This is a genomic window from Hyphomicrobium sp. (assembly GCF_047600905.1).
Lineage (GTDB): Bacteria > Pseudomonadota > Alphaproteobacteria > Rhizobiales > Hyphomicrobiaceae > Hyphomicrobium_B.
In genome coordinates this window covers 3,916,409-3,930,298 of the sequence record NZ_JASGKD010000001.1, presented here as the reverse complement: position 1 = coordinate 3,930,298, position 13,890 = coordinate 3,916,409, and the positions used below count along the sequence as shown (strand labels likewise).

Here is a 13,890-nt window from a genome sequence, read left to right as displayed (position 1 = left end):
ACGTATTGCTAAGGTTAATAGGGAAACACGATCAGAGATCCGAACAGCACCTATGAACCCGCCCACCAACGCGGCGGCCATGCCAGCCGCGGCGAAGAGCAGGGCATCCACGAGCTGGGCCGCCAGCCGCATCCAGGGCGTCGCCAGCTGCCGTTTCGCACGTCGTTCTGTGCGACGGGCGCGCCAGCGTCTGTTGGAGCAGCGTACAGGTTGAGGGGCTCCCCCCCAGCTTCTCTGCGGTGTTGCCTTTCACTCCATGCCGGAACGGAACCGAACCGGCGAGCTGTAGGGAAACCAGTCTCGGCCCGCAGCAACGAGTCCGAACGGTAGCGCCCGTGTGCGCGCCACGGGCGGAAATGGGCGACCGGGTATTCCACGCTGCGGATCAGCTCGCGCAGCCGCCTTCAGATTCTATTGGGCGCCTTGGCCTTGATGCTGGCGCCGGAGCCCGTTGCACGCCACGAGCAGCACTTGCGCCCCGGCGGCGATGTAGACTTGCCCGTTGTAGTTGAGCGCTCGCGGGGCGGTGTTCGCGAGGCCTTGCGTCTCATAGCTACCTCCGCACGCAGCGAGCGCTCGCGCGTGGCAGGTGCCGTCGTGAGTTGCCTGTGTGTCGCAGGTGATCTCGAACTGCCGGCGGCCGTTCGCGGTCGAGCCCAGAGGAGTCACGTTCACCTTGGCGCAGCCCAAAAGCAGCAGCACCGCCCAGCCAGCTTGCCACCCTAAGAATGATCTCATTGGCGTATCCATGTCCGGCAGGCTCCCGGGCTCGACGCACTTCGCGCGTGGTTTTTTGCGTCGAGCCGGCGGCGGCGCGGACATTACTCCGCCGTCACCTCCACAATGCTAACGGACTAAGTCTTTAGTTGCAACCAACTAAAACATTAAGTCAAGAATGATTGCCGTGAGCAGCGTATGGTGAACAAGAAGGCGCGTGGCGCGAAGCAACTGCAGAAGGATTTGACGGCCGTCGAGCTGGAGATGATGAACGTCATCTGGCGGATCGGCCCCTGCCTCGGTGGCGCAGGTGCAAGAGCACCTGCGGCCGCAGCGAGAGCTGGCGTGACACGAGCATCTCCACGATGGTGCGCGATCCTGGAACAGAAGGGGTACGTCACGAGCGAAAAGGAGGGCCGCGGACATGTGTACGCGGCGGCGGTTTCCAAGGAGAGCTATCAGGCTCTGAGCCTGAAGCGCATCGTTCGCAACGTCTTCGATGGCGCTCCTTCGCTGCTGGTGCAGCGGCTGCTGGCGAGCGAGGCGCTCGCGCCGGAGGAATTGCGCACATAATCCGGAGCCTTCTGCGCGAGAAGGGCAAGGGTTGAGATGGCAGAGATCACACCGCTGAACGTATACCTCTGCGCCAATGTGTTGCTGGTGCTCGCGGCAGCGCTCGTGGAAAGCGTGCGCGCGGTGAGCCCGTTGCTGCGGCAACCCATGGCCTACCGGCATCAGCTGCGCTTGTGTCAGGCGGCGGCGCTGGCGGCGCTGCTGCTTCCATTGCTCGGATCGTCTTCTGGTCGCTCGGGTCTTCTGCCGAGCACCGCGCAGGTCTGGTCGGCGCCGTCGGCGAGTGAGGGGGCGCTGCCCGGGCCGGTCCAGCAACGGAGCCACGTTTCGTTCGGCAGCTCGAGCGCGTCGCTGCCGTTCGACGTGGTGAGTCAGCTGGCGGGCGTGGTATTCGTTGCAGGGCTCGTCTGGGTGCTGGCTCGGCTGGCGGGAGACGCATGGGCGACGATGCGAATCATCAGCGAGGCCCAGACCATTCGGCGCCAGCGCTCCGTGAGAATCCTGGCATCGGAACAGGTCAGCGTACCGTTCTCGTTTTGGCTGCCGGGGCGTTGCTACGTCACGGTGCCCTCGTCGCTTCTGCTGCGCCCGGAAGACGTGCGGCTCGCGATCCGTCACGAGTTTCAGCACCACCGTCAGCAAGACACGAAGCTGGTCTATCTCCAGCAGCTGCTCAAAGCTGCCTTCTTCTGGAATCCGGCCGTCCACTGGCTGGAGCGGCAGCTGCGGGAGCTACAGGAATTCTCGTGTGACGAGGCAGTCGGGCATCGCCGCGGCGTCGCCACTCGCAGCTATTGCCAGTGCCTGTTGTCCGTGGCTGCAGCCGCGCTGCCGCAACGCCGCGCGCAGATTCATGCCGGATTGATCGGCAGCGGTGCCGGCAAGCTGCTCAAACGGAGAATCGAGGCCTTGCTCGATGCGTCCGAGCGCGTACCTTCGGCCGTCCCTCGCGTTCGCTGCTGGCGCCGCCGTGCTGATGCTGATGGCGACGACCGCGCTCAGCTTCGCCGCGCCCCTCCAGGATCGCGGAGTCTCGCTCCAGGAAGCGGAGAGAATGGCCGCCGTCGCGCGGCGAGACAGCGCGTTTCCCATCGTCGTGAATGACCACGTACTGAAGGAGCTCAATCGCTTGCTCTCGACTCCGGATGGGCGCGCGGAGCTGCAGGCAAGCCTGGCCAGGATGCGAGGCTACAAACGCAGTCCTCTCCGAGCGGCTGGTTCGGCAGGGAATGCCGCTCGAGCTGCCTCGGCCGTGCCGCCTGGTGGAGGCCGGCTATCGCAACCGGCCCCAGGACGGTAATTCGAACCACGGCGCCGGGCTGTGGATGTTCATCGAGCCAATCGCGCGCAACTTTGGTCTCCGGGTGGATGCGGAGCGCGATGAACGGCTCGACGTCGCAGCCGAGACCGATGCGGCAATCCGGCTGTTCTCCGCACTGTACCGGCAGTTTCACGACTGGGGTCTGGCGCTGCTCCGCCTACAACGCCGGCGGCGCTCGGGTGCAGCGCGCGATGCTCCAGACGGGGCGTGTGCGTATGTCTGGAGCCTGATCGCGCAGGGCAAAGAAAATGACGCTGGCTACGTGGCGCGCGTGATGGCGGCCATTCTCATCCTCGAGAATCCGAGTGTGCTGGACTGAACGAGGCCTTGCGCGCTGCGATGCGCAGCATCACCGGGCTGGCGCCGCGGCAACTCTGCCGCATCCTCGATCCGGCGTCTTTCGTGTAAGCTGAGCCCAGCACCAGCAACATCGGAGCCGATGCATGTGGCAAGACAGCTTTGCTCGACAGAATCCGCCGCCTTCGAGCAAGATACCGCGGTCCTCGGCCTCTTTCTTGCAGGCAGCTTGGGCAAAGGTCAGGCGGACGTCTACAGCGACATCGACCTCATCGCTGTTGTCGCGCACGCTGGTCAAGACGTCTTCAAGAGGGCCTGGCGGTCGCAGCTAGAAGCAATTGCGCCCATCGTCTTCTGGAGAGAACTCCAGAGAGGGAGGAGTCCGTCATGGAATTCCCATCACCAGCGATTGGCAGCGCGTTAATCTCGTAGTGGCGGACGAAGTGACGTTCAGAAAGCGAAGCCGAGACGCAGTCAGACCGCTCATCGACAGGAACGGTTTGTATGGCACACTGCCGGCCTCGATCGCGTGGTCAGGTCCAAACAGAGGATACGTCACCGATCTGATCGACGAGTTCCTTCCGCGTTCTCGGCCTCCTGGCAATCGCAGACGGCCGCGAAGAGTATCTTCTGAGTATCGCTGGAGTGGAGCTTCTTCGAATGATGCTCTTCAACCTGCTGAGCGAGGAGGTGGAACGTGCGGACAAGGGCGGTATGATGGCTTGGAACCGCAGACTTTCTGCCGAACAACTCAGCCTACTCGCGACCATTCCACCGGTCTCCCCCACACGCCAATCCGTGATCGACGCGCACCTTGCCTGCGCAGCAGCATTCTTGCCTCGTGCTGCGCAAGATGGCCGAGAAGTGGCCATTGAGTGGCCGCAAACGTTTGAGGAGGCTACCTGGCGATATCTCGAGCGCGAGGTGGGATTGACCAGGCCTGCCACCGCGACCTGACGCACCCACTGCCTGCCCAGTACGCGAGAGTGTACGTGCGCGGCTGCCGGCAAGACTCCGACTGTGCCGGGAACGCCCGTGTGCGTTTGCCGCGACCTGGTGACGCCCTGTGCGCGTGCTTTACTGGCCATGCCTCATCGGACGGCGGCCGCCGCTGCACCACGAACGGCGTGCTCTGAAGCCGCGGCTGGGAACAGCTAGGCGGCAGAGGGGGCATACTGGCGCCTGGCAAATCGCTGGGCGCCGAGCCCCCTTGCCCCGCTCTCCCAGTGACGCTCCTCCGTCACGCCTTTCTAGCAAGATCTGCGGCGGACTCGCCAGCGACGCCTTGCGTGCCGCCAGCAAGAGCATCACCGGCACGCGCTGGCGCCGCCGCAACTCTGCAGCCTCCAGTGATCTGCTCGGCGCTCGGCGTGGCCTCGCGCAGATCCTCCACCTCAAAGCCTTGGTTCCGCAGCAGCTGAAAGTACTGCTCGATGCTGCGATGGTACTTCCGCACGCGCACCCCGAACCAGTGGGACACGCGCGGCCCGGGCACGAAGTAGTCGTCCACCACCCAGCTGCTGCGGCCCTGCCCTTCCTCGCGAGCCGCGTCACAACAGGTGAGCACCGGGTGCTCCACGGAGAACACCAACCTGCCCTGCGGACGCAGCGCGCGAAACACCTGCGCAAACACCGGCGCCAGCTCCTCGATCCAGTGGAAGGTCATGCGGGACAGCACCAGGTCGAAGGACTCGTCCGCCAGCGTGAGCTCCTCGATGCGCTCGCGCGTCACCTGCGCCTGCGTGCCCTGCAGCGCGCTGCGCGCCGCCTCCACCATGCGCTCCGAAGCATCGACCCCGCGATAGGAATGACAGCCCTGATCGAGCAGCGAGCGGCCGTAGCTGCCGTCACCGCAGCCCAGATCACAGATGTCCATGCCCGCACCTCGCCCGCGAGGGCGGCGAACACCTGCTGTCCAGCATTTCGTTGGGCGCCCCGCCGCCGGCCCGGCGCGCCTGATACGCTCGGTGCGTCTCATCGCGCGCAAAGAACTCCGGCCCGCTCAGCGAGCCGCGGCCGCTCAGGCGCGCAGCGCTCAGCCCCGCGAAGTTGTCGTACAACCGCCGGTGGCTGCGCAGGGAAACTCGTCGTCGCGCGTCTCGTATTGTCGCACCCAGTCGAGCAAGAGCCCGAGGTTCGCGTCCTGCTCGGCCTTGCTCGCGTATTTGTGCGGCTCCCAGGGCCGGCCGCGGCAGTGCGCGATACAAGCAGACCACCCCCGGATTCAAGAACACCAGCTTCTTGCATTCCGGCGACACGAGCTCCAGCAAATCGGAGTAACAGCCCTCGAATCACCCACGACGGATGCAGCGCGGTGAACGCGCGCAGCTCGCGCTCGCTCTCCGCCAGCGGCCGCCGGCGGGGGCGGCATGCCCGGCTGCCAGGCGAGTGTGTCCAAATCGAGATGTGCGAGCCCGCGCTCCTGCGCGAGCTGGCGCGCCAGCGTGCTCTTGCCCGAGCCCGAGTTACCGAAGATCAAGAGTCGTTGCATGGATGCGGCAGCCGCCGATGGAGCGGCTCGGAGCAAAAGAATAAGGAACTCACCGCGGCTCGACCAGGGACCCCGCCGGCTCTCGTGACCGGTCGCAAAGTGCCCCCGGGCCATTTCGAAGGTGCCCGGTCACGCTCGCCCCGGCTCGCGCCTAGACGAGAAATGCGTGTCCGCCACTATTGGAATCGAGCCGTCCGGGCTAGCGTCGCCGCCTCGGCCCTCCACCGCTGCACGCATGTCCGCGCCCACCACCTCCGGCGACCCCGCCGAGCTCGATCCCTTGCTGGCGCGGCTCGCCGACGGCGATCGTTCGGTGTTCCCGCAGGTGTTTGCACAGCTCTGGCCGCCGATTCACCGCTTGTGCCGGAGCCTGCTGAAGAACGAGGCCGACGCGGCGGACGCAGCGCAGGAAGCCCTGCAAAAGATCCTGGAGCGCGCGCCCGCCGACTACGATCGGAACCGCCCCGCGTTGCCCTGGGCGCTGGCGATCGCCGGCTGGGAGTGCCGAACCCTGCTGCGCAAGCGCCAGCGACGCCGCGAGCTGCCGGAGCAAGAGATCGCCGAGCCCTCCGTGGATCCCGAGCACAGCTTCGTGCAACAGGATCTGAACCGAGCGGCGCTGGAGGCGCTGGGCTCGCTCTCGGAGGTGGATCGCGAGACCCTGGTCGCGACGTTCTGGGCGGAGGCAGCCAGCGCTCCCGACGCCGCGCCTGCCGCCACCGTACGCAAGCGCCGCCAGCGCGCGCTCGCGCGCCTGCGCGACACCTTTCGGAGGCTGTATGGTCTCGACTGATTTGAGGCTCCTCGAACGCCAGGCGCGCGTCCGCTACGAGCTCGGTCGCCTGCGCCGTGCGCTGCTCGGAGCCGCTCCACTGCTCCCCGTACTGCTGGTCGCGCTCTGCCTCAGCCAGCGCCCCACCTCCACGCTCGGCTTCGGGCTGTGCAGCGCGCTGCTCTCGGTGTTCCTGCTCTGGTACGGCCGCGATGCGCAGCGCGCCGTGTTGCCGGGGCTCGCCGCTGGGCTGATCCCGCTCGCGCTGAGCCTGTGTGCCAACCAGTTCCACCAGTGTGGTCCGGACGGCTGCAGCTCGTTCTGCGCTCCGGCGTGCACGCTGGGCGGCGCCGTGGCGGGGCTGGCCGTCGCGAGCTTCGGCACACGCCGCCGGCTCGGTCCCTGGTTCTGGTTGTGCGCCTCGGGTCTGACCCTCCTGACGGGCGCGATGGGCTGCTCGTGCGTCGGCTACTCGGGCGTCCTGGGCCTCGGAGTCGGCTATGGCCTCGGCGTCGTGCCGGCCTGGTTGAGGTGTAGAAACGACGGGCGCTGCGTCACACTGACGAACGCCCGTGCCTATGCGCAAAAAGAGGATGGATGCTCGGCCCAATCAGTCTCCGGAGCTCACTAGGATATGCCCTCTTCGCGCTCGGTTGTGTCGCGCACGACACCGCCTCTGACCGCGCCGCGGTACAGACGCTGGTGCGCGAGCACTCCGGCGCACCGGTTTCGTCGAACGAGCCTGCAGCGGCAAAGGCTGCGCCGGTAGCGAGCACGCCACCGACCAGCACTCCGGGCGCCGCCAGCGAGGCCGACGCGCAGCGGGAGCTGGAGCGGCTCGGCGCGCAACCCCTCACGCTCGACTGCGCCGTGCGCATCGCGCTCTGGAACAATCGCGAGCTGCGGGCTCAGCTGCTCGGGCTGGGTGTGGCGCGCGGTCAGCTGGTGCAAGCCAGCGTATTGCCGAACCTCGATTTCGAGGCCGAGCTGCTGCTGCCGACCGAGTCCTCGGGGAATCGCAAATGGAGCCTCGGAGCCGGCTTCAGCCTGAGCGATCTGATCCTGCGCGGCGGGCGCGGCGACGTGGCCGAGGCCGAGCTGAGCACGGCGCGCATCGAGGCCGCGGGTGCAACGCTCGACCTCGCGTATCAGGTGCGCCTGGCGTATTACGATCTACAGGCCAGCGCTCAGGAGCTCGCGCTCTTGCGCACGGCACACGAGGCCTATGCCGCGAGCGCGGAGGCCGCCCAGGTGCTGCACGATGCCGGCAACGTCACGGACCTCGATTCTCTCGACCCAGCAATCCGCCGAGCAAGGCGCGCAGCTCCAGCTGGACCAGGCGCAGGAAGACGCGGTCGATCTGCGCGAGCGACTGAACGTATTGCTCGGGCTGTTCGGGCGCGACACGGGCTGGCGCCTGCCGGGTCCACTGCCCGAGCCGGCGTCGGCGATCGCACCGCCCGAGCGTCTGGAGACGCGCGCGATCCAGTCCAGCCTGGAGCTGGCGGCGGCGCGCTCCACGCTGGCGGCGGCGGAGCGGCGCGTGGGCGCCGCCGAGACGGCGGGTTGGCTCCCGCGGCTGCACGTGGAAGCGCGCGCAGAGAACGATGGCGAGTACTGGCAGGTGGGACCAGCGCTCAGCGGCAGCCTGCCGCTGTTCGATCGCCAGCAGGGCACCGTCGTCTCGCACCGAGCCGAGCGCGACCAGGTCGGCGAACGCCTGAATGCAGCGGCCATCACCATCCGCGCTGCGACGCGCGCGGCGCGCGCCAAGGCGCTGTCCGCGGAGCAGCGCGTGCGGCGCTATCGCGATCAGCTGTTGCCGCTGCGCGAGCGCATCGTGGCGCAGACGCTGCTCGAGTACAATGCGATGCAGGTCGGCGTATTCCGGCTGCTCGAGGCGCGGCGCGAACAACTCGAGGCGCAGCGCGCGTACGTCGCCACCCTGCGCGACTACTGGCGTGCACGCGCCACTCTGGAGCAACTGCTCGCCGGGCGTCTCGCCGGCACGCTGGTGCTCGGAGAGGTCCGTGGCAGGAGCGCAAGTCCAGCAGGGGCCACGCGCCGGGAGGAGCACTGAGTCCATGGAACGTCGAGAGTTCATCGGCTTGACCACACTGGCGACCGGCTCGGCGCTGGTTGCTGCGGCAACTCCGGCAGCCGCGGCGCCCGCCCGCGCTGCCACGGAGCGCAACGTGGCCGCTCCTGGCGGCCAACCCGCGGTGATCACCCCCAACGGCAAGACGCTGCCCTGGCGCCGGGTCGGCAACGTGAAGGTGGCGCACCTGATTGCGCAGCCCGTCGCGCACGAATTCGCTCCCGGGCTACGCGCGAAGTGCTGGGGCTACAACGGCGCGTTCACCCGGCCCAACCATCGAAGCCGTCGAGGGCGATCGGGTCCGCATCTACGTGACCAACCGCTTGCCGGCACCCACCACCGTGCATTGGCACGGAGTGTTCTTGCCCAACGGCATGGACGGAGTCGGCGGGGCTCACGCAGAACGTCATCCAGCCCGGCGAGACCTTACAGTACGAGTTCACGTTCCGGCAGCACGGGCACGCTACATGTATCACCCGCACCACGACGAGATGACGCAGATGGCGCTCGGCATGATGGGCATGATCGTCGTCCACCCGCGCGCGCCGCGCCGGCCGCAGCGCGCGTCGATCGCGACTTCGCCCTCATGCTCAGCGAGTGGAAGATCAAGCCGGGCACGTCGCGCCCCGACCCGACGAGATGACCGACTTCAACGTCCTCACCATCAACACCAAGGCGTTCCCAGCCACGGCGCCGCTCGTGTGCAAGAAGGGCGAACGCGTGCGCATCCGGCTCGGCAACCTGAGCGCGATGGATCATCACCCGATCCACCTGCATGGCTACTTGCTTCAAGGTCATCGCGACCGACGGCGGGGACGATTGCCGCAGTCCGCGCAGTGGCCGGAGACGGCGGTGCTGGTGCCGGTGGGCACCACGCGCACGATCGAGCTCGTCGCCGACGCCCGGGAGACTGGCCGATGCATTGCCACATGACCCATCACGTGATGAATCAGATGGGGCACGGCGCTGCCCAACCTGATCGGCGTCGATGCGGCACGCATCGATCGCCGCGTACAAAAGCTGCGTGCCCGGCGTACATGACGATGGGCCACGACGGCATGGGAGACGATGGCCGAGATGAACATGCCGGTACCGCCGAACAGCATCCCGATGCGCGGCACACCGGGGCCGTATGGTGCCATTGACATGGGTGGCATGTTCACCATCTTGAAGGTGCGCGAGAACCCCGACGCGGAAGACGGCAGCGGCTGGTACCAACCGCCGCCCGGCACACTCGCCGACCTCGCGAGCCCCGGCGATCTGCAAGCCGATGGAATCGACCCCCATGCATGAGAGTCACGCCCACCGTCCCGGCGCGCAGCAGACTGGCAAGACGGAAGTCGACCCCGTCTGCGGCATGAAGGTCAACCCCGCCACGGCGCGCGGCGGCAGCCACGACCACGCCGGCACCCGCTACTACTTCTGCAATCCCAAATGCCGCGAACGCTTCCAAGCCAACCCCGAAAAATACCTCGCCAGCGCTTCGTCCCCCTCCCCCCACTCCCACTCTCACTCTCCCGCTAGCCCTAGCCCTAGCCCTAGCCCTACCTCTAGCCCAAGCCCTACCTCGACCTCGCTCTACACCTGCCCGATGCACCCCGAGGTCCGCCAACAGGGCCCCGGCTCCTGCCCCATCTGCGGCATGGCCCTCGAACCCGAGACCCCAACCGCCGACGACGCCCCCAACCCCGAATTGCTCGACCTGCAGCGCCGCTTCAGCTGGAGCGCTGCGCTCACCCTCCCCACCTTCGCGCTCGCAATGACCGAGATGCTGCCGGGTCAGCCCGTGCAACACCTGCTCTCGCCGATGGCCTCGGTCTGGATCGAGCTGGCGCTCTCGACGCCGGTCGTGCTGTGGGGCGGCTGGCCCTTCTTCGAGCGCGGCTGGGCTTCGATCCGCCAGCGCAGCCTGAACATGTTCACGTTGATCGCGCTGGGCACCGCAGCAGCCTTCGGCTTCAGCGTGCTGGTGACGTTGTTCCCCTCGCTCGTTCCCCACGCGATGTCCAGTCACAGCGGCCCGCCTGTGTACTTCGAAGCGTCGGCCGTGATCACCACGCTGGTCCTGCTCGGGCAGGTGCTCGAGCTCCGCGCGCGCCAGGCCACCTCGGGCGCGATCCGGGCGTTGCTCGGCCTCGCGCCGACCACCGCGCGACGCATCGCTGCCGATGGTAGCGAGCACGACGTGCAGCTCGACCAGGTGCAGCCAGGCGATCGCCTGCGTGTGCGCCCGTCGGAGAAGGTACCGGTCGACGGCGTGGTCCTCGAAGGAGCGAGCAGCATCGACGAGTCGATGCTCACCGGTGAACCGGTGCCTGTGGAGAAGCAAGCCGGCGAACGCGTGCGCGCCGGCACATTGAACGGCAACGGCGCGCTGCTGGTGCGCGCCGAGCGCGTCGGCGCCGAGACGTTGCTGGCCCGCATCGTGCAGCTGGTCGCGGAAGCGCAGCGCAGCCGCGCGCCGATCCAGCGCATGGCGGACCGCGTTTCTGGCTGGTTCGTGCCCGCCGTGGTGCTGACGGCCGTGCTCACTGCCGTGCTCTGGGGGGTGTTCGGTCCGGAGCCGCGCGTGGTGCACGCGCTGACCGCAAGAATGTAGGCGCCGGCCAGATCCGGGTCATTGGCGATCTGGGCGCGCGCCACTTCCGCCTTCTCGCGCGCAAGCCGGGAGACCAGCGCACGCGGCATTTCTCCCCGCTTTGGGGTCTCGTCGATCGAGGCCGGACGGAGCGCATCGGGCGTGACGCCAACCTGCGCTAAAAGCGTAACCCGGCGCGGGCTGGCGCTCGCCAGCACGAGTTGCGGCCGCTCGATGGCGGCATTTGTTTCCGACCGCTCGCGCGACAGCGTGCGCCGCAGCGTTTCCCGGCCGGGAGCCGCGGACCGGGCAAAAATGGGCAATAAACTGCTCATGAGCGTCGTTACCATGATCGCAACCGCGGACGAAAGAATAAAGGCGACACACGCGGCGCGAACAATGACTTGGGCATTGAATGTTTTGCAAGATCGCACGCGTTGCGGAGGCGCAGAAAACAGGGCATGAATACCCCATTCTTTCACAGAATTGATGGCGGCAATGGCTCTGAAACCAGACCCAGCAGACCTACTCGCCCGGACACCGCTTTTTGGCACCCTTGACGAACCGAGCCGGAAAGCCGTTGCGGCCGAGCTTCGCGAATTTGCCTATGAACCAGGACAGATCATTTTTTCCCGGGGCCAGACGGGGTCCGAACTCCATATCGTCACCAAGGGCCGTGTCCGCCTTTCGGTGCTGACCGCCGACGGCCGCGAACTGTCGTTTGCGCACGTTGAGCCGCCTTCGATCTTCGGCGAACTCGCCGTCTTCGACGGCCGCCCGCGCTCAGCCGACGCCACCGCCGTCAACAAGGTCGAGACGCTGATGCTGTCGAAATCCGCCTTCGTCCGCCTGCTGTCGACTTAGCCGGCGGTCGGCGAAGCCGCCGTGCGTTTTCTTGCCGGACGGCTGCGCGACGCCGACGAGCAACTCGAAGCGATCGCGCTGCACCCGATCGAGGCCCGGCTCGCACGCTTCTTCCTGGCATCCGTCCGCCAGAAGGATCCTTCGGGCAAGGCCGAGAAGATTTCGCTCGCCCTGCCCATTTCACAAAGCGAGCTTGCACTTCTTGTCGGCGCCAGTCGTCCCAAGGTCAACGCCGCCCTGGGCATGCTCGAATTGGAAGGCGCAATCGAGCGCCGAGGCCAGCAAGTCATCTGCAACGTCGCGGCCCTGAGCGACATAGGCCGTCTCGACGACAAGGAATAGCCGCCGTTGCACCGTTCGCCGGGTCATGCGCATGACGATCGTTGATCGGCAGAAAGAGCGTGTTGGGTCGGCCATCCGGGCCATCGGCGCGAGCCGCGTGTTCGAAGGCATTCGCCGCTTCATTCGCGGCATCGCGAACCTCGGCATCAAGCGATATCCGCCCGACATCCAGCGCCGTCTCAAGATCGTGAATGTCTTCTCGGCGCTCGTCGTGATGACGACCTGCATCTACGCGCTCCAGCTCTGGGCGTCGGGCAACAAGGAAATGCTGCCGGCCGTATTCATCAATCTCGGCGTTGCGCTCATCGTCTCGCTGGTGCCGCTGATGCACCGTTTCAACGAAATTGCCGGCGGTCTTCTGCTCGTGGTCGCCGAATTCTCCGCTCTTGTCGGCTTTACGGCTTTCTTCGGCAGGATGGGCGGAGCACCGCTTCAATACGTCATCGCCGCAGCCGCGCCTTTCGTAATTTTCGAGGCGCGACGCTTCTGGATCATCATTGCCATCGTAACGCTCGCGCTCGGCCTGCACCTTTTCTCCTGGTTCACGTTTCCGATGGAAGCCGCTCAGTTCCACGCCGACGAGCGCACGATCAACTCGCTCTACATCCAGGGCGCCGTCACGACATTCGGCCTGATCGCGGCTTGCGTCTATTACGCCTTCAATCTGTTCGAGCACGCCAAGGCCGAGACGGAAATGGTGCTGCGTAATGTGCTTCCCGACAGCGTCGTCGAACGCCTGAAGCAACAGCCGGGCAACGCCATCGCCGACGGCTTTTCGGAAGCCTCGGTAATGTTCGCGGACATCACCGGCTTCGTCGCCATGGCCCGCAACCTCGGCCCGGAAAAAACCGTGGCACTCCTTAACGAACTCGTCAGCGCCTTCGATCATCTGGCCGACAATCACGGCGTCGAAAAAATCAAGACCATCGGCGACGCCTACATGGTGGCATCTGGCGTACCCATTCCGCGCGACGACCATGTCCACGCGCTGGCGTCGATGGCACTCGATCTCGTCGATGCGGTTGCGCGCATCAGCGCCAGCGAAAAGATACCGATCAGCGTCCGCATCGGCATGGCCTCTGGTCCGATGACGGCCGGCATCATCGGCAAAAACAAATTCAGCTACGATATTTGGGGAGATCCGGTGAACTTGGCGAGCCGGCTCGAGCAATCGAGCGTCGCAGGCTCGATCGCAATCTGCCCGGGCTGCGCCGCGGCGCTCGAAAAGGACTTTGTTCTACATCCGCGCGGCGCCATCGAGATCAAGGGGGTAGGCCAGCAGGAGTCGTGGTATCTGCGCGGCCGCAAATGACCGCATGGCTCTCGGTCGGCCTCAGCCCTTCCAGTGCAGCGAGCACACCAGCGTGAACAGTCTCCGCGCCGTGTCGTCATCGACAATGATCTTCGGGCCGAGTTTTTCCTTGAGCAGCACGCTGCCTTCATCGTGCAAAGCACGGCGGCTGACGTCGATCGCCTGAATGCGCGCGGGCGGCGCGGTGCGAACGGCCTCGTAGTAGGACTTGCAGATCATGAAATAGTCTTTGACGATCCTCTTGAGCGGCGTCAGCGCGATGCCGTGCTCGATCGTCTCGCCGCCGTCCGCCGGACTGACGGCGAACAGCAGACGCTCATCCGCCAGCGAAAGATGGAGCTTGTAGGGACCTGCATCGGTGCCATCGATGCGAAACGCATTGCCGTCGAGGATATCGAAGATCGCCACTTCGCGCTCATGCTCGATATTGGAGTTGGCACGGCCAAGCGATTTCGCATCGAGAGTAATCTCGATCAAACGATCCCGACTCTTCTCCGGTGATGCGACGGATTGGTCCATCGAGTT

Annotated in this window: 17 protein-coding genes and 3 pseudogenes; 15 read left to right on the top strand and 5 right to left on the bottom strand. The window is 66.2% G+C overall.

The features are described 5' to 3' along the window. Nucleotides 1–411 precede the first annotated feature (411 nt). A complete protein-coding gene (locus QM780_RS18845; protein ID WP_415071948.1) occupies nucleotides 412–738 on the bottom strand; it encodes a hypothetical protein in 327 nt (108 codons plus the stop codon). 177 nt (nucleotides 739–915) lie between these two features. On the opposite strand from QM780_RS18845, the gene QM780_RS18840 reads away from it, so the two are divergent. From QM780_RS18840 to QM780_RS18825, 4 genes are all read left to right on the top strand, one after another. After that, a complete protein-coding gene (locus QM780_RS18840) occupies nucleotides 916–1,290 on the top strand; it encodes a BlaI/MecI/CopY family transcriptional regulator (RefSeq protein WP_415071947.1) in 375 nt (124 codons plus the stop codon). A 36-nt stretch (nucleotides 1,291–1,326) separates the two neighbouring features. Continuing rightward, the gene (locus QM780_RS18835; protein ID WP_415071946.1) at nucleotides 1,327–2,394 is read left to right on the top strand and encodes a M56 family metallopeptidase; all 1,068 of its coding nucleotides are present in this window, start codon (nucleotides 1,327–1,329) and stop codon (nucleotides 2,392–2,394) included. Between the two features lie 125 nt (nucleotides 2,395–2,519). After that, nucleotides 2,520–2,930, top strand: a complete 411-nt coding sequence (locus QM780_RS18830) for a transglycosylase SLT domain-containing protein (protein ID WP_415071945.1) — start codon at nucleotides 2,520–2,522, stop codon at nucleotides 2,928–2,930. Between the two features lie 638 nt (nucleotides 2,931–3,568). Next, nucleotides 3,569–3,865: a hypothetical protein gene (locus tag QM780_RS18825; RefSeq protein WP_415071944.1), complete on the top strand. Its 297-nt coding sequence runs from the start codon at nucleotides 3,569–3,571 to the stop codon at nucleotides 3,863–3,865. Nucleotides 3,866–4,148: 283 nt separating this feature from the next. Here QM780_RS18825 and QM780_RS18820 read toward each other — a convergent pair whose 3' ends face one another. Then, a complete protein-coding gene (locus QM780_RS18820; protein ID WP_415071943.1) occupies nucleotides 4,149–4,886 on the bottom strand; it encodes a class I SAM-dependent methyltransferase in 738 nt (245 codons plus the stop codon). A gap of 246 nt (nucleotides 4,887–5,132) precedes the next feature. Further along, complete coding sequence (locus QM780_RS18815; protein WP_415071942.1) at nucleotides 5,133–5,399, bottom strand: AAA family ATPase; 267 nt, start codon at nucleotides 5,397–5,399, stop codon at nucleotides 5,133–5,135. Nucleotides 5,400–5,634: 235 nt separating this feature from the next. Here QM780_RS18815 and QM780_RS18810 point away from each other — a divergent pair, with 235 nt between their 5' ends. The 8 genes and pseudogenes from QM780_RS18810 (at nucleotide 5,635) to QM780_RS18775 (ending at nucleotide 10,868) form a co-directional block, all read left to right on the top strand. Beyond that, nucleotides 5,635–6,192 (top strand): RNA polymerase sigma factor, encoded by a 558-nt coding sequence (locus tag QM780_RS18810; RefSeq protein ID WP_415071941.1) that lies wholly within the window; start codon nucleotides 5,635–5,637, stop codon nucleotides 6,190–6,192. Continuing rightward, nucleotides 6,179–6,802: a hypothetical protein gene (locus QM780_RS18805; protein WP_415071940.1), complete on the top strand. Its 624-nt coding sequence runs from the start codon at nucleotides 6,179–6,181 to the stop codon at nucleotides 6,800–6,802. The genes QM780_RS18810 and QM780_RS18805 overlap by 14 nt, the downstream gene beginning before the upstream one ends. Beyond that, nucleotides 6,769–7,407: pseudogene (locus QM780_RS18800) on the top strand (TolC family protein); the annotation flags it as partial. The gene QM780_RS18805 and the pseudogene QM780_RS18800, both read left to right, overlap by 34 nt. Nucleotides 7,408–7,432: 25 nt before the next feature. Next, nucleotides 7,433–8,251 (top strand): TolC family protein, encoded by an 819-nt coding sequence (locus QM780_RS18795; protein WP_415071939.1) that lies wholly within the window; start codon nucleotides 7,433–7,435, stop codon nucleotides 8,249–8,251. 209 nt (nucleotides 8,252–8,460) lie between these two features. Next, nucleotides 8,461–8,754: pseudogene (locus QM780_RS18790) on the top strand (multicopper oxidase domain-containing protein); the annotation flags it as partial. A gap of 154 nt (nucleotides 8,755–8,908) precedes the next feature. After that, entirely contained in the window at nucleotides 8,909–9,202 is a 294-nt protein-coding gene (locus tag QM780_RS18785) for a multicopper oxidase domain-containing protein (RefSeq protein WP_415071938.1), read from the top strand. 135 nt (nucleotides 9,203–9,337) lie between these two features. Further along, nucleotides 9,338–9,562 (top strand): hypothetical protein, encoded by a 225-nt coding sequence (locus QM780_RS18780; RefSeq protein WP_415071937.1) that lies wholly within the window; start codon nucleotides 9,338–9,340, stop codon nucleotides 9,560–9,562. Continuing rightward, on the top strand, nucleotides 9,540–10,868 hold the full coding sequence (locus tag QM780_RS18775; protein ID WP_415071936.1) for an HAD-IC family P-type ATPase: 1,329 nt from the start codon (nucleotides 9,540–9,542) through the stop codon (nucleotides 10,866–10,868). The genes QM780_RS18780 and QM780_RS18775 overlap by 23 nt, the downstream gene beginning before the upstream one ends. 80 nt (nucleotides 10,869–10,948) lie before the next feature. On the opposite strand, the pseudogene QM780_RS18770 reads toward QM780_RS18775, so the two are convergent. Beyond that, nucleotides 10,949–11,182, bottom strand: a pseudogene (locus QM780_RS18770) (Maf family protein); the annotation flags it as partial. 163 nt (nucleotides 11,183–11,345) lie between these two features. Between QM780_RS18770 and QM780_RS18765 the strand changes: the two are divergent. Genes QM780_RS18765 through QM780_RS18755 form a run of 3 tightly spaced genes read left to right on the top strand, consistent with a single transcriptional unit; the run spans nucleotide 11,346 to nucleotide 13,365 of the window. After that, nucleotides 11,346–11,711, top strand: a complete 366-nt coding sequence (locus QM780_RS18765) for a cyclic nucleotide-binding domain-containing protein (RefSeq protein ID WP_415071935.1) — start codon at nucleotides 11,346–11,348, stop codon at nucleotides 11,709–11,711. 21 nt (nucleotides 11,712–11,732) lie between these two features. Continuing rightward, complete coding sequence (locus QM780_RS18760) at nucleotides 11,733–12,053, top strand: Crp/Fnr family transcriptional regulator (RefSeq protein WP_415071934.1); 321 nt, start codon at nucleotides 11,733–11,735, stop codon at nucleotides 12,051–12,053. Nucleotides 12,054–12,084: 31 nt separating this feature from the next. After that, on the top strand, nucleotides 12,085–13,365 hold the full coding sequence (locus QM780_RS18755; RefSeq protein WP_415068461.1) for an adenylate/guanylate cyclase domain-containing protein: 1,281 nt from the start codon (nucleotides 12,085–12,087) through the stop codon (nucleotides 13,363–13,365). A gap of 21 nt (nucleotides 13,366–13,386) precedes the next feature. Here QM780_RS18755 and QM780_RS18750 read toward each other — a convergent pair whose 3' ends face one another. Beyond that, a complete protein-coding gene (locus QM780_RS18750; protein ID WP_415071933.1) occupies nucleotides 13,387–13,884 on the bottom strand; it encodes a UPF0262 family protein in 498 nt (165 codons plus the stop codon). Nucleotides 13,885–13,890 lie beyond the last annotated feature (6 nt).